This window comes from Micromonospora sp. WMMA1949 (assembly GCF_027460145.1).
Classification (GTDB): Bacteria; Actinomycetota; Actinomycetes; order Mycobacteriales; family Micromonosporaceae; genus Micromonospora.
Genome location: NZ_JAPZBG010000001.1, coordinates 4,240,518 through 4,258,569, shown reverse-complemented (window position 1 = coordinate 4,258,569; position 18,052 = coordinate 4,240,518). Strand labels below are relative to the sequence as shown.

The 18,052-nt window shown below is 74.3% G+C and carries 16 protein-coding genes; 6 read left to right on the top strand and 10 right to left on the bottom strand.

Going from position 1 to position 18,052, the window contains the following annotated elements:
- Positions 1 to 175: 175 nt before the first annotated feature.
- Positions 176 to 847 carry a bifunctional DNA primase/polymerase gene (locus O7607_RS20190; protein WP_269704745.1) on the top strand — a complete coding sequence of 224 codons (672 nt, stop codon included), beginning with the start codon at positions 176 to 178 and terminating at the stop codon, positions 845 to 847.
- Positions 848 to 1,339: 492 nt separating this feature from the next.
- Here the strand turns inward: O7607_RS20190 and O7607_RS20185 are convergent, their stop codons facing one another.
- The 5 genes from O7607_RS20185 to O7607_RS20165 all read right to left on the bottom strand — a co-directional run bounded on the left by O7607_RS20185 (position 1,340) and on the right by O7607_RS20165 (position 7,611).
- Positions 1,340 to 2,068, bottom strand: coding sequence for an FAD:protein FMN transferase (locus O7607_RS20185; RefSeq protein WP_269707036.1), 729 nt, complete (start codon positions 2,066 to 2,068; stop codon positions 1,340 to 1,342).
- 77 nt (positions 2,069 to 2,145) lie between these two features.
- On the bottom strand, positions 2,146 to 2,748 hold the full coding sequence (locus O7607_RS20180; RefSeq protein WP_269704744.1) for an FMN-binding protein: 603 nt from the start codon (positions 2,746 to 2,748) through the stop codon (positions 2,146 to 2,148).
- 14 nt (positions 2,749 to 2,762) lie between these two features.
- Entirely contained in the window at positions 2,763 to 4,178 is a 1,416-nt protein-coding gene (locus O7607_RS20175) for a ferredoxin reductase family protein (RefSeq protein ID WP_269704743.1), read from the bottom strand.
- On the bottom strand, positions 4,175 to 5,548 hold the full coding sequence (locus O7607_RS20170) for a DUF1501 domain-containing protein (RefSeq protein WP_269707035.1): 1,374 nt from the start codon (positions 5,546 to 5,548) through the stop codon (positions 4,175 to 4,177). Before O7607_RS20170 ends, O7607_RS20175 begins: the two co-directional genes overlap by 4 nt.
- Positions 5,549 to 5,562: 14 nt before the next feature.
- Positions 5,563 to 7,611, bottom strand: a complete 2,049-nt coding sequence (locus O7607_RS20165) for a DUF1800 domain-containing protein (protein WP_269704742.1) — start codon at positions 7,609 to 7,611, stop codon at positions 5,563 to 5,565.
- 447 nt (positions 7,612 to 8,058) lie between these two features.
- Here O7607_RS20165 and O7607_RS20160 point away from each other — a divergent pair, with 447 nt between their 5' ends.
- Complete coding sequence (locus O7607_RS20160) at positions 8,059 to 8,316, top strand: DUF3040 domain-containing protein (protein WP_269704741.1); 258 nt, start codon at positions 8,059 to 8,061, stop codon at positions 8,314 to 8,316.
- 51 nt (positions 8,317 to 8,367) lie between these two features.
- Here the strand turns inward: O7607_RS20160 and O7607_RS20155 are convergent, their stop codons facing one another.
- Both O7607_RS20155 and O7607_RS20150 read right to left on the bottom strand, forming a co-directional pair.
- On the bottom strand, positions 8,368 to 9,510 hold the full coding sequence (locus tag O7607_RS20155) for an SWIM zinc finger family protein (RefSeq protein ID WP_269704740.1): 1,143 nt from the start codon (positions 9,508 to 9,510) through the stop codon (positions 8,368 to 8,370).
- The gene (locus O7607_RS20150; protein WP_269704739.1) at positions 9,507 to 12,800 is read right to left on the bottom strand and encodes a DEAD/DEAH box helicase; all 3,294 of its coding nucleotides are present in this window, start codon (positions 12,798 to 12,800) and stop codon (positions 9,507 to 9,509) included. Before O7607_RS20150 ends, O7607_RS20155 begins: the two co-directional genes overlap by 4 nt.
- 84 nt (positions 12,801 to 12,884) lie before the next feature.
- Between O7607_RS20150 and O7607_RS20145 the strand changes: the two genes are divergently transcribed.
- A complete protein-coding gene (locus O7607_RS20145; protein ID WP_269704738.1) occupies positions 12,885 to 13,745 on the top strand; it encodes a carbohydrate kinase family protein in 861 nt (286 codons plus the stop codon).
- A 4-nt stretch (positions 13,746 to 13,749) separates the two neighbouring features.
- Here the strand turns inward: O7607_RS20145 and O7607_RS20140 are convergent, their stop codons facing one another.
- Positions 13,750 to 14,271 carry a DinB family protein gene (locus O7607_RS20140; protein WP_269704737.1) on the bottom strand — a complete coding sequence of 174 codons (522 nt, stop codon included), beginning with the start codon at positions 14,269 to 14,271 and terminating at the stop codon, positions 13,750 to 13,752.
- Positions 14,272 to 14,356: 85 nt separating this feature from the next.
- Between O7607_RS20140 and O7607_RS20135 the strand changes: the two genes are divergently transcribed.
- Complete coding sequence (locus O7607_RS20135; RefSeq protein ID WP_269704736.1) at positions 14,357 to 14,563, top strand: hypothetical protein; 207 nt, start codon at positions 14,357 to 14,359, stop codon at positions 14,561 to 14,563.
- Positions 14,564 to 14,572: 9 nt separating this feature from the next.
- Here the strand turns inward: O7607_RS20135 and O7607_RS20130 are convergent, their stop codons facing one another.
- Both O7607_RS20130 and O7607_RS20125 read right to left on the bottom strand, forming a co-directional pair.
- Entirely contained in the window at positions 14,573 to 15,718 is a 1,146-nt protein-coding gene (locus O7607_RS20130; RefSeq protein WP_269704735.1) for a polysaccharide pyruvyl transferase family protein, read from the bottom strand.
- A 74-nt stretch (positions 15,719 to 15,792) separates the two neighbouring features.
- Positions 15,793 to 16,371, bottom strand: a complete 579-nt coding sequence (locus O7607_RS20125; RefSeq protein ID WP_269704734.1) for a TetR/AcrR family transcriptional regulator — start codon at positions 16,369 to 16,371, stop codon at positions 15,793 to 15,795.
- A 92-nt stretch (positions 16,372 to 16,463) separates the two neighbouring features.
- Here O7607_RS20125 and O7607_RS20120 point away from each other — a divergent pair, with 92 nt between their 5' ends.
- Both O7607_RS20120 and O7607_RS20115 read left to right on the top strand, forming a co-directional pair.
- Entirely contained in the window at positions 16,464 to 17,039 is a 576-nt protein-coding gene (locus O7607_RS20120) for a dihydrofolate reductase family protein (RefSeq protein ID WP_269704733.1), read from the top strand.
- 40 nt (positions 17,040 to 17,079) lie between these two features.
- Entirely contained in the window at positions 17,080 to 18,012 is a 933-nt protein-coding gene (locus tag O7607_RS20115; RefSeq protein WP_269704732.1) for a phosphotransferase family protein, read from the top strand.
- Positions 18,013 to 18,052: the final 40 nt, after the last annotated feature.

Here is an 18,052-nt window from a genome sequence, read left to right as displayed (position 1 = left end):
GATCGCACAGGTTGTGCGTCCACCGACCAGCCAGTTCTCGTAGTTTTCGTGCAAGTTGCACCGACCGTTAGTCACCTCAACGAGCGTGGGTTACGGCAGTGACGGCTTTCGACGTGTGGCTTGTGGACGGTTCGGGCTTGTGGACGGTTCGGTGGGACCAGAGGGGACGACTGACATGTGGAGGAACGTCCGACCGCGCGTCGCTCACCTGTCACCGCTGGAACGGGTCCGGCTGCGCCGGGTCGCGGTGCGGTACGCGCTGCACGGCTGGCCGGTCACCCCCGGCGCCTGCCTCGCCAACAGCCGCTTCGTGTGCGGCCGGGCCGGCTGTCCCACGGTGGGCTGCCACCCGGCCCTCGAGGACTGGGAGCACGCCGCCAGCGACGACCCGGCCCGGGTGGCCACCTGGTGGCGCAGCCGCCCGCACGGCATCCTGCTGCCCACCGGGCGCGCGTTCGACGTCCTGGAGGTCGCCGCCCACCTGGGCCGGCAGGTCCTGGACGCGGTCGCCACCCATCCCGCCGGGTTCGGCGTACGCGGACCGGCGCTCGTCACCCCGACCGGGCGCTGGATGTTCCTGGTACGCCCCGGCGACCCGCTGCGGCCCGAGCTGGAGCACTGCTTCCACGTGGTCCGCCACGGACCCGGCTCGTGGATCCCGGCCCCGCCGACCCGGCTGCCCGAGGGGACGGTGCGCTGGGCGGTCGCCCCGGAGCAGGCCCGCTGGCAGCTGCCCGACTCGTACCTGGTGCAGAACGCGCTGATCGCCGCGTTACGCGCGGCCGGGGTGACGCTCGGCGCCGACCTGTTCCCCGGTCATCTCCCGCTGCCCCGCCGCGGGCGCTGACCTCCCGGCACCCGGCCGGTGCTGCCGCAACGCGTACGCCGACGCCGAGCGTTCTCCCTGGTCACGACGGGTCCGGTGACCCGGACGGGTGGCCGGCAGCGACCTCCCCGGCACCGGGCTCGTTGTTCCTGGCGAGGGCGCGTGCGCGCCAGAGCGGGGGTTTGACCATGTCCAGGGACGACGCTGCCCGCCACACCGGCGGTACCGAGCCGGCGCGGCCCCGACGCCGCCTGCACCCGTGGGCCTTCACCCGCCCCCTGGGCGTCCGCCCCGGCCGTCCTCGCCCGACGGGCTCCCGCCCCGCCATCCTCCACCGCCCCCTCCGCTGACCCCGCCTGCGTCCCTCCCCGCCTCGCTCCCCACAGCCCACCGCGCCGGGCCGACGCGTGGTCGATCATGAAGTTGGCGGTGCGACACGCCGGGCAGCGGTGCCGCCAACCTCATGATCGACGGGGCAAAGCGGGGCGGGGGCAGAGGGCAGGAGGGGCGGGATCAGGCGGGGAGGGTGGGGAGGGTTCGGGAGTGGTGTTGGTGGGCCTCGTCCGTGACCACGGCGTGCTGCCACGGGGACGGTAGGCGGTCCAGCCAGGCCAGGCCGGGTGCGCCCATCGCCACCGCGGCTGTCGCGTACGCGTCGGCCACCCCCAGATCGGGGCCTACCACCGTCACCGAGCGCAAGCCGGTCGCCGGTACGCCCCGGCGCGGGTCGACCACGTGGTGGCCGCGCTCGTACACGCCCGAGGTGGCGACCGCCATGTCGGTGCCGGTCAGCACCAGACAGGTCGCCGCCGCGTCCCACGGATGACGAACCCCGATCCGCCACGGCTCACCGGTCGCGTCGTGGCCGCGTACCCGCACGTCGCCGCCCGCGTTCACGCAGTGGTTCGGCGCGCCCGCGGCCACCAGCCGGTCCGAGGCGACCTGTGCCGCCCAGCCCTTCACGTAGCCGGACGGGTCGAGCCGCCCGGTCGCGTACGCGTCGAAGAAGCCGTCGGTGGCGGTCCACAGGTCGGCGCAGGCCGCCAGCACGGCCCGCAGGTCGGCGGAGGCGTCGGCGGCCCGCAGCTCGCCCCGGTCCAGCCGGCACACCTCGCTGTCGTCGCGGTACGTGCTGAACCGCGCGTCCACCTCGCGCAGCCAGCCGAACGTGTCCTCCGCCAGCTCGTGCAGGGCCTCCCCCGGCATGTCGTCGGCGAGGTCGAGGCTGATCGCCGTACCCATGACGTGTTCGACCCGGCGCAGGCCGCGCCGGGCGGACGGACCGGGACCGACGGCGACGCCGGCACGAGCCGGCACTGTCACGCCTTGTCCAGCGCGGCCTGCAACGACTGCTTGTACGCGGTGCTGGTGTAGGTGGCCCCGGACACGGTGCTCAGGTTCGCGCTCTGCCGGGCCACCACCTCGCCGGAGGTACCGCTGTAGCGGGCCTGCACGTCGTCGCTGCGCTGCCCGGACTGCCCGCCCAGCGGCAGTCCGATCGCGGTGGCGTCGACGATCCGGCTGCCGCTGAGCGTGATCCGAACCTGGAGCGAGCCGTACTCGTAGGTGACCGACGACCCGGTCACCGTGCGGGTGGTGGCCTTCGGCGCGCTGGTGGTGGTCCGGGGCGCGGCGGGTGCGGTGCTGGTGCTGGTGCGGGTGCCGCCCCGGCTGGCCGCGCTGCGGTCGGCGGACGGCTTCGGAGCAGGCTTCGACGAGGCGCGCGGCGACGGGGTGACGTCGCCGGGCGCGGAGCCGGTGGGCGACGGCGGCTCGGGCGCGGCCGACCCACCGGGTGCGACCGGTGCCAGCGCGGCCGGTACGTCCGGCGTGGCCTGCCCGGTGCCCGGCGCACCCTTGAGCACCACCAGTGCGGTGGTGCCGGCGGCCAGGCCGGTGATCGCGAACAGCGCGCGACGCATGGGCGGTGCCTCTCCTACAGCTCGAACGCGGTCAGGTGGATCTGGCGGCGGGGCACGCCCGCCGCCCGCAGCGCGGCGACCGCCTCGTCGACCAGGCCGCCGGGGCCGCACAGGTAGACGTCGCGGCGGGTCAGATCGGGCACCAGGCGGCGCAGCCCCTCGGGGTTCATCACCTGGCGGGGGCCGGGGTCGTCGCGGCGGCCGACGACGTACCAGACGGAGGTGTGCCGGGCCTGCGCGAGCCAGTCCAGCTCCTGGTGCAGCAGCACGTCGGCCGGGGTACGCGCCCGGTAGATCAGGGCCGCGCCCGGCGGCAGTTCCTCCAGCATCGCCCGCAACGGCGCGATGCCGCTGCCCCCGGCGATGAGCAGCGCCCGTTCCCGGGTGCGGTGCGCGGCGGTGAACGTACCGGAGGGTCCCTGCGCCCAGACCCGGGTGCCGGGCGTGAGGTCGCGCAGCTCGGCGGTGTACCCGCCGACGACCTTGACGGTGATCCGCAGCCAGCGGTCGTTCGCGGCGGCGGAGACGGAGAACGGGTGCGACTGCCACCAGCAGCCGGGGTTGAGGAAGCGCCAGCGGAAGAACTGCCCGCCGAGCAGGTCGATCTGGTTGAGCCGCTGCCCGGTCAGGTAGACCGACACGGTGTCCGGGCTCTCCGCGACCACGTCGGCGACGCGCAGCCGGTGCCGCAGGTTGAACACCAGCGGGGCGAGCATCCGGCCCCACACCAGCGCGGCCACCACCAGCAGGTACGCGGCGATCCAGCCGGTACGCACCGGGCCGGGCTCGTAGAGCTGCGCGCCGTTGCTGAACTGGTGCGCGTACCCGAGCAGCAGCGTGAGGTAGCTGGCCGCGTGCAGCAGGTGCCACAGCTCGTACGGCAGTCGGCGCCGCACGGCGCGTACCGCGGTGAACGCGACGGTGACCAGGATGCCCGCCGCGACGAACGCGGTGACCATGTCCTCGTAGTCGGTCAGCAGCGCGCCGACCTCGCCGAGCACCGTCTTGCGTTCCTGCCGGCTGTAGCCGACCACCAGCAGCGACATGTGCGTGAGCACCGCCACCAGCAGCGTCGCGCCGAGATCGCGGTGCAGGCGGGAGATCCGCTCGCCGCCGAGCGCGCGTTCCAGCACGCCGAGCCGGCTCATCATCAGCACCTGCACCAGCAGCAGGTAGCCGGCGATCAGGCCGGTGATCCGGCCGCCGGCGGTGAGCAGGTCGGCGGTGTCGGCGAGCGACCCGGCCGGGGTGTCCAGCCACCACGGCAGGACCGCGGCGACCAGGCCCAGCCAGAAGGCCACCGCGAGCGCACGCCGGCCGCCGGGTCCGCGGCGCGGACGACCCGGGGGTACGGGGGCAGCCGGACGGCCGCCGTACGGGGCGGGATGCCCGGTACGGCGGCCGGCGGCGCGGGTGTCCTGGTACGTCACGCGTAGATCTTGACCGGGGTGAACTTCTGCCGGGGGAAGACCTTGTCCACCTGGGCGGTGGTCAGGCCGAAGCGGCCCTGCGCGACGGATCCGTAGACGTTGAACATGTTGTTGTATTCCGGCACGTCGCCGCTGTCCAGCTTGTCCAGCCCGTTCCAGGTGCCGAGCAGCGAGCCGGCGAGCTTGCGGCCGGACAGCACGGTGACCACACCGCCGTGCCCGTGGTCGGTGCCGCCACCGTTCGAGCCGACCCGCCGGCCGAACTCGCTGGACACCATGATGGTCACGTCCGCCGCCTGGTCGCCCAGGTCGGTGAAGAACGCGGCCATCGCGTTCGCCAGTTCGTTGAGTCGCCGCCAGAGCTGGCCGCCCTCGCGGGTGCCCTGGTTCTCGTGCGTGTCGTAGCCACCCATGCCGACGGTGGCCACCCGCACGTTCGCGCCGCCCTTGATGAGCTGTGCGAGCTGCTTGAACGCGTTCCCGACGCCCTGGTACTGGACGCCCTCGGCGGCGGCGTACGGCTTGGCGGCGAGCTTCTGCGCGGTGGCGAGCGCGCCCATGCCCTCCTGCACCGCCTCCTCGACCGGGTGGTTGATGCCGGTGAACAGGCCACGGATGGCCTTCTCGGTGGCCGCGCGGTACTTGTCGGCGCCGTTGAGCCGCAGGTCGCCGACGCTGTTGAGGGAGATCGCGCCGTTCACGCCGACCAGCGAGCGGGGCAGCGTGCTGCCGATGCCGACGCTGCGGAACGCGGTGCCCTTGCCCAGCGAGTCGACCAGGCTGTCCAGCCAGCCCCGGCCGCCGGTCTCGCCCGGCAGGCCGCCCAGGTTGCACGCGTCGGCGGCCTGGAAGTGGCTGCGCGACAGGCGCGGGTCGGACACGGCCGGCACGAAGCCGAGCTGCCCGGCCTTGAGCCACTTGTCCAGCGGCGCGAACGCGCTGGTGAGCTTGAAGCCGCGGGCCAGCGCCAGCGAGTCGTTACCGAGCAGCAGGTCCGGGCGCGCCTTGGCGAGCACCGGGTCGTCGGCGGGGGCGACCAGGCTCAGCCCGTCCAGCCCGCCGTAGAGGAAGACGTGGATCAGCGTGCCGGTCTTGGTCGCGGCGAACGACGCCGAGGTGGTGACGAACTGCGCCGTCGCGAGCGCGGTCGCGGTCGCGGCGGCGCCGGCGACGAAGGTACGCCGGGTGACGCCCCGGCCGTCCTGCTGCGCCTCCTCGATCTCCTCCAGCCGGCGGTACCGGTCGGCCTCGGCCGCGTTCTCGGCCGCGACGATGTCCGCCTCCGCGCGCAGCAGCGCCTCGGCCGGGTTGTCGGCCAGCCGCCGCAGGTCGGGGCACTCGGGGTGCAGGGGGTACGGGTTCACGGTCATCTCCATCGAATGCCTCACCGGAGGTGGTGCTGGGGGGACGCGAGGATCGTCCGCGCGACAGCGGCGATGGCCCCGTTGAAGGTGGCGTCGACCTTGGCGGTCTCGGACACACCGGCCACGGCGAGCACGAGCTTCTTCTCCTTGGCGCTGAGCTTCTGCTGCACCAGCCGCTGGGCGAGCGCGTCCACGTACGCCCCGGCGGTGGCCGGCGGCTTCGCCACCAGCTTCTCCGGCTTGACGAAGGTGAACTGCTTGCGGTAGCCGGCGAGCAGGTCGCCGGCCTCGTTCCAGCCGTCGATCATGGTGCCGGCGGAGGTCCAGGCCAGGAAGACGTCGGCGTAGCCGTCCGGGGTGGGCTTGCCCATCGGGTACTGGCCGAGTTCGCGCATCTTGTCCTGGATCTGCCGCAGGCCCTGCGCGAACGGGGTACGCCGGTTGTCGCCGGAGTAGTCCGGCGCCGCGTCCGGCGAGACGCCGAGTGCCCGGTACGTGGCGACCAGGTACTCCATCGGGCGGCGAACCTTCTGCCCGACCGCGGCCCAGAACTCCGAGGAGCTGAACAGCGTCGCCAGCACCGGCCGGATCTGGCCCTTGTTCGTGGTGTAAGCCTTGGCGAGCCGGTCCACCACGGACTTCGGCGGGGTGTCGGAGACGAAGCGGGTGGCGAGGTTCTGTGCCACGTACCGCGCGGTCGACGGGTGCATCGCGATGTAGCGGATGTACGAGTCGATGACCTTGTCGGCAGCCACCGGGTCGTCGGAGTTGTTGGCGTGGCTGAACCCGAGGATCTTCACCTTGCCGAGGTAGTGCCGCTCGGCGAAGAACTTGTACTTGCCGTCGGCGACACCGCGTCCGGTCTGGAGCAGCGCGGCCTGGCGGACGTCCTTCTCGGTGTAGCCGCCGTCGACGCCGACCGAGTACAGCTCCAGGTTCTCCCGGGCCAGGTTCTCGTTGACCGCGTCCTTACGCGAGTCGACCTGGTTCAGGTAGAGCAGCAGCGCCGGGTGCTTGTTCGCGGCGACGAGCATCTCCGGGTAGCTGCCGAGCGCGTGCTTGCGGATGACGTCCCGGTCGAACGCGTTGCGGTAGTTCTCCCCGCCGTCGAAGTCGGCGGCGACGTGCAGGAAGTCGTTCCAGAAGTCGACCATCACCTCGAACAGCTGGCGGTCGGACCAGATCTGCCGGGCGATGGTGGCATCCACCGTCTCCCGGGCCGGGTCGACGCCCTTCTCGTTGAGCTGCTCGCGCTGGTCGCGAAGCTGCGTCGGGCTGAGCTTGAGCGACTGCAGCTCGCTCAGCTTCAGCTCGGCCTTGGTCGGGGCGATCTTCTCCGGCTGGAGCTGCTCACGCAGCCAGTCGTCGATGCCGACGCGCTTGACCTCCGCCATCATCTTCTGCGTCGGACCGAAGGTGGTCCGGGTCAGCAGGTGCCGGATCGGGTCCTTGGCGAGCACGGTCTTGACCGTCACCTTGGTCGCCGCGGCGGCTTCCGCCGGGCTGCCGTAGAGCCGGCCACCGGACGGCGCGTTGCGCTTGAGCGCCTCGCCGGCCCGGGAGCCCATGTAGCTCTCGTTCTGCTCGGTGTAGGTGCGTACCGTGCTGGGCTGCTGGCCGCTGGGCCGGGCCGCGTTGCCGTCGGTGGTCACCGTGCCGGTGGCGTCACCGGCCGGGGCGTCACTGAACAGACCGCGCACCTGCGGGGACATGGCCAGGGCGGCGCCACCGGCGACCACCACGGCGCCGCCGAGGGTGGCGAGCGCCCGGCGCCGGCCCCGCTTCGGGGCCTCCTCGCCGTCGTCGTCCAGGTCGGGCAGTCCGCCGCCGGGCGGCGGGCCGTACCCGCCGGCGGGCTGGGCGTAGCCACCGGGCTGGGGGTAGCCGGCGGGGGCCGGCGTGGCGGGGGCGAAGCCGTTCGGCCCGACCCACTGCGGGCCCTGAGCGGGGTGGGCGCCGGGGTGCGGCGCGGCGTGCGGGTCGCGGTACCCGTCCGGATGGGGGTGCTGGTATCCGTCCCAGCCGCGGTCGTCCCGGGGACGACGCGGTGGCACGTTCAGGTCGGCCATGTACCTATCCCGTTTTCTTCGAGCGCCGGCACGCCTGCCACCCGGGGGGTCGGGTGAGCGCAGGGGCGGCGACGGTTGCCGGAGAAGTTGCCTACGGGAAAGTAGCCATGCCGCCCCGGCCGCTCAAGACGCGTCGGACGCGCTCGTGAGCGCACTTAAGACGGTGCTCAAGCCCGCCGGGGAGGGCCCGTCGCGGCGGCGGGGACGCGGCGGCCTCCGGAGCAGGGCCGACCCGGGCGCACACCGCCCGGATGCGAGGTTTCGCCCCCCGGCGACGCCGCCGGGGGCGTTCACCGCCTCACCAAAACTTAAGGTACGGATAAGCCTGCGCTGAGAACGTCGTCCCGCCCGTCCGGTCCGCCGAAACAGCAGCAGCAGCGGCGCGTGACCGCCCTCCGATCCGGGTATGCCGCCGAACCGCTGAAGCCGTGAGGGGAAGGCACCGCCATGCTCAGCCAAGAGGATCAGCGCAGGTTCGAACTCATCACCCGTCAACTGCGGGAGAGTGATCCACGGTTCTTCGCCCGGCTGGACAGCCGGATCAAGGGCCGCCGGGGCCGGTACATGATGCTGTTGACGATCGTGCTGTGGGCCTCGCTGCCGGCGATGACAGTGCTCGTCGGACGGCTGGCCGGGGCGATCTGCGCGGTGGTGCTCGTCGCCAACGCCGCAGTGATGTGGCGTTTTCGCCGCCGCCTCCTTTAGGTGTAAGGAAGGGCCCCTTCTTAACGCATTCGGTAGAGGAAGGGCCCCCTCTTAACGCTCGCCCGCGGCTTCGCCGCCGCTGAACTCCCTGGGGGAGGCGGCTTCGCCGCCAGCGAACTCCCGGTACGCCCGGCGCAGCCGCTCGGCCAGGCCCGGCCCGCCGACTGCGGCCCCGGGTGGCCCGAGCTGGCGCAGCAGCAGCTCCGGGCCGGTGGCGAGCGTGGGCGGCCGGTCCGGCAACGCCACCGGCGCCAGCCAGAACCGGTCCAGCTCGTCGTCCGGCTCCACCGCCGGCAACCCGGCCAGGGCACGCGCCGCGCCGACCACCGGCACCGCGCTCGACGCGGCCGGCTCCGGCCGGGCACCCGGAACCGGTCCCGCTCCCGCGCCGCCGGTTCGGCCCACACCGCCGGTTCGGCCCACGTCGCCGGTTCGGCCCACGTCGCCGGTTCGGCCCATGCCGCCGGTTGCGCCCGCACCACCGGTTGCGCACGCGCCGCCGGTGCCGCTCGTGCCGCCCGCACCGCCGGTTCTGCCCGCACCGCCGCCTCCGCCCGCACCCCGGGCGCCCGCACCGCCGGCTCCGCCCGCGCCCCGGGCGTCGGCGCCGCGGAGCGTACGCAGCCGGTCCAGCAGTTCGGCGCGGGACCGGCCACGCCAGTGCAGCAGGTGGAACGGGTCGGCGTCGAACGCCTCGGCGAGCAGGTAGAACGTGGCCGCCAGGTGTTTGCACGGCACCGCGAAGTCGGGGCAGCCGCACCGCTGGTCGAGTTCGTCGATCTCGGCCGGGAACAGCGGCGCGCCCGCGTCGGTGAACAGCTCCTCCAGTTCGGCCGGCAGGTCACCGGCGAGCAGCCGGGCGCTGAAGAAGGCCTGCCCGGCCAGCTCGGCCTCGATCCGCCGCCACGTCTTCTCCGGGTACGCGGCCAGCCCGATCCGCACCGGGTAGGGCCGTGGCCGGGAGCCCTGCACCTCGGCGGTGACCTCACCCGGCGACACGTCCAGCCGGAGCACCTGGCCCCGGCGCGCGTACGCCCGGCCACGGGTGAGCCGGGAGCCGAGCGCGAACGACTCCAGCACCTCCACGAACCGCCGGGACCACCAGGACTGCCCGATCGCGCCCCGGGTGCTGCGTGCCCGTAGCCCGCCCTCGACCCGCAGCGGCGGACCGTACTCGTCAAAACCGGGGCTCACTCGACCACCGCCCCGGACTCCAGGGTGAACAGGTCGCGCAGCGTCTCGGTGGACAGTTCGGTGACCCACTGCTCGCCGCTGCCCACCACCGACCGGGCGAGGCTGCGCTTGTCGGCGATCATCGCGGCCACCTTCTCCTCGACGGTGCCGGCGCAGACGAACTTGCGTACCTGCACGCGGCGGCGCTGTCCGATGCGGAACGCCCGGTCGGTGGCCTGGTCCTCGACGGCCGGGTTCCACCACCGGTCCACGTGCACCACGTGGTTGGCGGCGGTCAGGGTGAGCCCGGTGCCGCCGGCCTTGAGCGACAGGACGAACAGCGGCGGCCCCTGCGGGGTCTGGAACCGGGTCACCATGGCGTCCCGTTCGGCTTTGCCGACGCCGCCGTGCAACAGCAGCACCTCCCGGCCGGTACGCGCCGACAGGTGCCCGCGCAGCATGCCGCCGAACTCGGCGTACTGGGTGAACAGCAGCGCCTTCTCCTCCGCCGCGAGCACCTCGTCGACGATCTCGTCGAGGCGTTCCAGCTTGCCGGAGCGGCCGTCCAGCGCGGAGCCGTCGTGCAGGAGCTGGGCGGGGTGGTTGCAGACCTGCTTGAGCCGGGTCATGGTGGCCAGCACCAGCCCGCGCCGTTCGATCCCGTCGCTGGACTCGATCTTCGCCATCATGTCGTCCACCACGGCCTGGTAGAGCGCGGCCTGCTCGGCGGTGAGGTTGCAGACCACCTCCATCTCCAGCTTCTCCGGCAGGTCGGTGATGATCGTCGGGTCGGTCTTGAGGCGGCGCAGCACGAACGGGCCGGTGATCCGGCGCAGCCGCTCGGCGACCTCGGCGTCGCCGTGCCGCTCGATCGGTTCGGCGAAGCGCTTGCGGAACGTCGCGGCCGGTCCGAGCAGCCCCGGATTCGCGAACTGCATGATCGACCAGAGGTCGGCGAGCCGGTTCTCCACCGGCGTACCGGTGACCGCGACCCGGTGCCGCGCGGGCAGCGACCGGACCGCCTCGGCCTGCCGGGTGGCGGCGTTCTTGATCGCCTGCGCCTCGTCCACCACCACCCGGTGCCAGTCGACGCCGGCCAGCTCGAACGCGTCCCGGGCCGCCACCGAGTACGTGGTGAGCACCAGGTCCGCCTCCCCCACCGCGGTGGCGAAGCCCTCGCCCCGGGCGCGCTCGGCGCCGTGGTGCACGTGCACCCGCAGCCCGGGCGCGAACTTCGCCGCCTCGCGCTGCCAGTTGCCGACGAGGGACATCGGGCAGACCAGCAGCGTGGGCCCGGCTTCCGGCGGGTCGCCGGCGAGCAGCGCGAGCAGTTGCACGGTCTTGCCCAGGCCCATGTCGTCGGCGAGGATCCCGCCGAGCCCGAGCGACTGGAGGAACGCCAGCCAGGCCAGCCCGCGACGCTGGTACGGCCGCAGCGTCCCGGTGAAGCCCGGCGGCGGGTCGGCCGGGGTGAGCCGCCGCTCCGCCTCACCGGCGAGCAGTTCGCCCAGTGCCCCGTCGGCGACCACGTCCAGGACCGGCAGTTCACCGGCGCCGTCGTCACCGGACAGTCCCATCCGGAGCAGGTCGGCCACGGTCAGCTCGCCGGAGGAGCGCAGCAGCTTCAGCCCGGCCTCCAGCCGCTGCGGGTCCAGCTCGACCCACCGGCCGCGCAGCCGGACCAGGGGCGACTTCAGGTCGGCCAGCGACGCCAGTTCCTCCGCGGTCAGCGGCTGGTCGCCGAGCGCCAGCTCCCAGCGGTAGTCGACGAGCGCGTCCAGACCCAGCTTCCCGGCGGTGGTGGCCACCGCACCGGGCGCGGTACGGCTGCGCGCCCGCAGCCGCGCGCCGAGCCGGGACGAGGAGCGCCGCCACCAGGACGGCAGCAGCACCCCGAACCCGGCCGCGTGCAGCACGGGCGCGCCCTCGCGCAGGAACCGGTGTGCGCCCTCGGCGTCCAGCTCCATGCCCTCGGGCGCGGCGGTGCGCAGCGCGGCGTCCACCTCGGGCCACAGCCGGCTGGCCCGGCCCAGCTCGGCCAGGAGCGTCTCCTGCGGCTCCACGCCCCGGGCGGCGAGCGCCGGTGCGGGCCGCTGCCAGATGTGCGCGGCGTCGACCACGAGTCCCGGCTCGTCGGCCGGGTGCAGGCCGAACTCGACCCGCCAGACGGCGTCCTCGACCAGTTCGGCGACCGGGTCGACGGCCGGCTCGACCAGGCGGAACGTGGCCCGTACCGCGCCGCCCGCCGCGTCGCGCTGCCAGGCGTCCAGTTCGTCGCGCAGCGTCGCCAGCGCGTCCGGCTCGGCCGGGAAGGCGCGCTCCGGTCCGGTGAGCGCGGCCAGCCAGCGCGGCACCGCGCCGACGGGGCGCATCCCCCGGTGCAGCCGGGTGTCGCCCAGCGCCACCCGGGCGGCGGCGTCGACGAGCCCGTCGAGCGCCTCCGCGACCAGCTCACCGGCCCCGATGTCGTCGGCCCGCCCGGCCCACGCGTCGTCCGCCGGACCGCTCGGCCCGCTTCGCGGTGCACTCCCTCCCGGCGAGCGCCCGGCGCCGCCGCCCGTCCGGGCATCAGCCGGCCCCGAGACGATCGCCGCGCCGCCGATGGCCGCGGCCGAAACCTCGGGCCGCCATTCCCGGCCGGCGCGGGCCGCCGGGGGCAACGCCGTCGCCAGGTCGCGCGCCCAGCCCGCGTCGGTGCCGGTGAGCAGCGGCCGCCAGAGCGCCCACCCGGTCGCCACGTCGTCCGCCCGCACAGCCCGCAACGGCCGCCCGGCCCCCGAAACCACCGGTGAGCGCCGCGCCGAGGTCCGCCCGCCGGTCGCGGCCGACCCTGCGCCGGGCACACCACCGGGGTACGCCTCGAGCACGCCGGGCAGCAACCGGCCGCGTACGACCAGGTCGGCGGCGAAGTCGGCCAGCTCGCACAGGTGCCGCAGGCTCGCCCCGACCGGGCCCGGCATCGGCGCGCGCAGCAGCGCGTACGCGTCGTCCGGGGCGTACCCCAGGGCGGGCGCCCGCCACCCGGCGCGGGTGACCGGGCCGCGGACCGGTTCCCCGACGGTGGCCCGGACCAGTGCCGGCGAGTCCAGCGGCGAGCCGGCGCGGGTCGGCAGGCTCAGCAGCACGGAGATCGGCTCACCGGGGAGGCCGTCGAGCGCGGCGGCGAGCGTGGTGTGGTCGGCGGCGAACGGGTGCGGGCGCTCGCGCGGGACGCGGCCGGGACGGCGGGGCGCGCGGGCCGGGAGCGTGCTGTCCTCGGCCCACAGGGCGAGCCCGGCGCCGGGCAGCCACAACCCGTGGATGACCAGCACTGCTCCCCCTCGCCGACGCCCGGGGCCGGAAGACGGCACCCGGGGAGCCAGGATAGGCCGCCGGGCGCCGCTATCGTCGGCGCCATGGTCGACCTTCTCGTGATCGGCGGGCTCGGCGTGGACGTCCGGGTCCAGGTGCCCGCGCTGCCGCCGCCCGTCGCCGACTCGCTGCTGGTGCCGCCGATCGACATGCGGATCGGCAACACCGGGGCCGGGGTGGCGCTGGCCGCGCACGCGCTCGGCCTGCGGGTGGCGCTCGTCGACGTGCTCGGTGCCGACGCGGCCGGTGACGTGGTGCGGGCGGCGCTGGCGCGTACCTCGATCCGGACGACGCTCGCCGACGCGCCGGCCGGTACCCGCCGCTCGGTGAACATGGTCGACCCGGCGGGGCGGCGGATGTCGCTGCACGACCCGCGTCCCTGGTCGGGGCTGGCGCCCTTCGGCGAGGCGGAGCTGGCCGCGCTCGTGGCCGAGGCGACCCACGTCCACCTGTCGATCATGGATTGGGCCCGGGACTCGCTGGGGGTGCTGCGCGCCGCCACGTCGGTCTCCACCGACCTGCACGACTGGGACGGCGAGAACGACTACCACCGCCCGTTCGCCCGGATCGCCGACCTGGTCTTCGTCAGCGACACGCGGCTCGGCGAGCGGGCCGCGAAGGAGGCGGCCGAGCTGGCGCCGCGCACGGTGCTGGTCACCGGCGGGGCGGCGGGCGCGACGCTGCACACGCCCGGCGCGCCGCCGACGCACGTGCCCGCCGCCACCCCGCCGGGCCCGGTGGTGGACACCAACGGTGCCGGGGACGCCTTCGCCGCCGGGGTGATCGTCGCCCGGCTGCGCGGCGCGGACGTCCTCGACGCGGCCCGGTACGCCGCCCGGGTCGCCGCCGCCGCCTGCACGTACGACGGGATGGAGTACCCGGACGGGCTGCTGCCCCGTGACTGAGGCGTCAGATCGCGCCGGTCTCGCCGTCGGTCAGCTCACGCAGGATGTCGGCGTGCCCGGCGTGCCGGGCGGTCTCCTCGATCAGGTGCACCAGCACCCACCGCAGCGACACCTCACCGAGTTGCGGGTGCGGCACCACGTGGTCGAGGTCGAACCGGGCGGCGACCCGGCGGGATTCGTCGCAGGCCGCCTCGTACGCGGCGGCGAGCGTCTCGACCGTCTCGCCGGCGCGCAGCGTGAAGCTGGCGTCGGCGTCGGCCTGGGAGGTGAGGTAGACGTCGCCCGGCTCGGGGGCGAACAGGCGGCGGAACCAGTTGCCCTCGACCAGGGCCAGGTGCTTGAGCAGCCCGGCCAGGGTGGTCAGTGAGGGCACCAGCCGCCGGCCGGCGTCGGCGTCGGTCAGGCCGCGCACCTTGCGCAGCACGTTGGCGCGATGCAGGTCGAGGAACGCGTCGAGGATTGCCCGTTCGCCGCCCGTGCGGGCGAGGACCGGACCGAGTGTCGGATCGATCGTCGGGTGCGCCATTTCCGGACCCTAGTACGCGGTGTGCCCGGTCCGCTGCCCCGCGTGATCCCCTGCGCGGGCGGGCCGGCCGGGGCAGGATGGGCGCATGGCTTCCACGGTGCAGATCCCTCTGGTGGGCGGTACGGCCGACGGCGAGACCGTCACCGTCGAGCTGGACGTCAACGGCCGCCCGCCGCTGACCCACCACCACCTCGGGTCGCAGGGACTCGCGGAGGCGCAGATCTACGAGCTGGAGTCGGACGACCAGCCGGGCCGGGAGTGGGTCTACTCCTGGCGCGGCCCGGCGGTCTGACGGCCCGGCTCACACCGCGGGCGTCAGCGTGCGGGCCCGAATGCTGTCCAGCACGCTGCGGGTCACCTGGGAGGTGCCGCGCGCCTGCTCGCAGACCTCCGCGACCCGGCGTGCGGTCGCGTCGGCCCGGGCCGCCCGCTCGTCCCACAGCCGGTCCACCTCGGCCAGCAACGGGCCCTCCACCTCCCGTTCCACGCCGCGCAGCGCCGGCACACCGAGCCGCTGGGCCAGGTCGAAGACCTTTCCGGCGTACGGCAGCGGCAGGAACGGCGTGCCCATCATGGCCGCGAAGATCAGGAAGTGCAGGCGCATGCCGACCGCGAGGTCGAAGTGGCGCATCAGCCCGAGGATCTGCGCCGGGCGGTAGTCGCCGTGCAGGATGCGGCCCCGGTCGGCGGCGGTCATGTGCGACAGCACGCCGTGGGAGTGCCGGATGTCGTCGCGTTCCATCGGCACGAACAGCACGTGCGCGTCGATCCGGTGCACCAGGAAATCACCGATCTGGGCGAGCAGGCGGTGGTAGCCGTCCACGTCGAGCCGTTCGGCGGCCCGGCCCGGCTCGCGCACGCTGAGCCCGACCAGCCGGGAGCCGGCCGGTACGCCCTCCTCGCGCAGCCACTGCTGGGGGAACTCCTCCGGTTCGAGCAGGAACGCCGGGTCGGCGGTGACGGTGATCGGGTTCACCAGGCCCGCCTCCTCCAGCACCATCCGGGACTCCTGGTCGCGGACTGTCACCTCGACGGCCTGCGCCAGGGTTTCACGCACCATGCCGCTGTCCAGCGTGTCGGTGAGCGGGCCGACCCCGACCGCGTACGTGATCAGCGGCAGCCCGCGCTCCTGGGCGACCCGGACCACCCGCAGGTAGCGCCGGGCCTCCTTGTCGTAGAGGATCCCGCCGCCGCCGAGGATGAGCAGGTCGAGCTGGTTGAGCACCGGGGACGAGTCGACGCGGCTGACGCCCTCCCACGGCACCGCCTCGACCTCGGGGTGGGCCAGCGCGGTGTGCGCCGGGTTGCGGGAGAAGACGATGATCCGGGCGTTCGGCTCGTGGCGGCGCAGGTCGTCCAGGAGACCCGTGAGGATCGCCTCGTCGCCGAGGTTGCGACCGCCGTAGGAGCCGAGCACGCCGATGGTCAGTCCGGTGCGTTCCCTCATCCGTTGCTCCTTCCCAGGGGCGTCCGCGCCAGCGTTCCCGCTGGCCGCCCCGGGTTAACGCACGGCGAGGAGGCTCAAGCGGTGGTGCCGCCGACCAGACGGGAGACGAGGTCCGAGACCACCTGATCGGTGTCGAATCCGGCGTCGATCGAGGTGGTGAGCAGGTCGAGCAGGAGCCCGTCGACCGCGTAGTGCAGCAGCGCCACCTCGTACGCCCCGCCTGGCAGTCCGGCGGCGGTGTGGTGGGCGACGTCGTCGGCGTACCCCTGGCGCAGCACGCCGCCGAGCGCGGCCCGCAGCTCCGGGCGGCGCGCGGCCTCCAGCCGAAGCTCGAACAGCGCCCGGGTGAGGCCCGGCTCGCGGGTGGTGCGCGCGACGATTTCGCGCAGGTAGTCGGTCATCAGCGCGAGCGACGGCTCGCGGCGGCCGAGGTCGGCCAGGACGGCCGGGTCGGGGGCGATCCGGTCGAAGATGCGTTCGGCCAGGCCGGCGAGCAGGGCCGCGCGGGACGGGAAGTAGTTCGAGGTGGTGCCGGTGGGCACACCCGCCTCGGCGTCGACCGCCCGGTGGGTCAGCCCGCGCGCGCCCGCGTCGGCGAGGATCCGCAGGCCGGCGTCGGCGAGCAGGGTACGGCGTTCCGGATTCCTGGCCACGCGAACACACTAGCAACAACCACGACAGGTGTTGTAGATTCGCCATCGAACCACGACAGCCGTCGTGGATCACCTCGGACATCGGAGCCGGTTTGCGCAAGCTCGTCTACTTCGTCGCCAGCACCCTCGACGGCTTCATCGCCGCGCCCGACGGGTCGTTCGACTTCCTCCCCCTGACGCCCGACCTGGCGCCCCACCTGGCGGCCGAGTGGCCCCAGACGCTGCCCACGTTCGTCCACGCCCAGCTCGGCATCGACTCCCCGCCCGCCGGCCGCTTCGACACCGTGCTGATGGGCCGCGGCAGCTACGAGCCGGGCCTGCAGCTCGGCGTCACCAGCCCCTACGCCCACCTCGAGCAGTACGTGTTCAGCCGCTCGCTGCCCCCTGCCGACTACCCGGACGTGCACGTCGTCGACGGCGACCCGGTGGCCCTCGTCCGCGAGCTGAAGACCCGCCCCGGGCGCGACATCTGGCTCTGCGGCGGCGGCCGGCTCGCCGGTCAGCTCCTCGACGAGATCGACGAGATGGTGGTCAAGCTCAACCCGGTGGTCGTCGGCAGCGGCATCAAGCTCGTCGACAGCGGCTTCGATCCGCGGCGCCTCACGCTCACCTCGGCGCGCCCGTTCGACGCCGGCGTGGTCGTCCTGCACTACACGCGCAACGGTTAACCCGGTTGCCCCGGCGGCGGGCGGCACGCACCGTGGAGCGGTGACGAAGACCCGGCTGCACTGGCACGAGCTGCCCCCGCACGTCCGCGACGGCGTCGAAGCAGTCCTCGGCGACCGGGTGGTGGCGGCGCAGTCCCAGCCGGGCGGCTTCTCCCCCGGCACCGCCGACCGCGTCCGTACCGCAGGCGGTGGCCGGGCCTTCGTCAAGGCGGTCAGCCCGGCGCAGAACGACCGCAGCCCCACCCTGCACCGCGCCGAGGCCCGGATCGCCGACGCCCTGCCGCCGGACGCGCCCGCACCCCGGCTGCTCGGCAGCTACGACGACGGCGAGTGGATCGCGCTGGTCTTCGCCGACGTGGAGGGCCGGCACCCGGTCACCCCGTGGCGGGCCGACGAACTGGCCGCCGTGCTGTCCACGCTGGAGACGATGGCCGCCGCGCTCACCCCGGCGCCCGCCGTCGCGCCCACCCCCACCGCCGCCGAACGGCTCGCACACGACTTCGGCGGCTGGCGGCGCCTCGCCGCCGACCCGCCGACCGACCTCGACCCGTGGGCCCGGTCCCACCTGCCCGAGCTGTGCGCCGCCGCCGAGCGAGGGCTGGCCGCGCTCGACGGCGACACGCTCTGTCACGTCGACGTGCGCGCCGACAACCTGCTGCTCGGCCCGGACGGGTCGGTCACCGTTGTCGACTGGCCCTGGGCCTGCCGGGGACCGGCCTGGTTGGACACCCTGCTCACCGTCGTCAACGTGCAGGTGTACGGCGGACACGACCCCGACGCGCTGCTGGCCGCCCGGCGACTGACCGCCGACGTCGACCCGGCCGACCTGACCGGGGTGCTGGCCGGACTCACCGGGTTCTTCCTCGACGGCGCCCGCCAGCCCCCGCCACCCGGCATCCCCACGGTGCGGGCCTTCCAGCGCCTACAGGGCGAGTCCCTGCTCCCGTGGCTGACCCACCGCCTGAAGCCCTGAACGCCCCGCCCTGGCCCGGTCCGGCCCCGCCCCGGCCCGG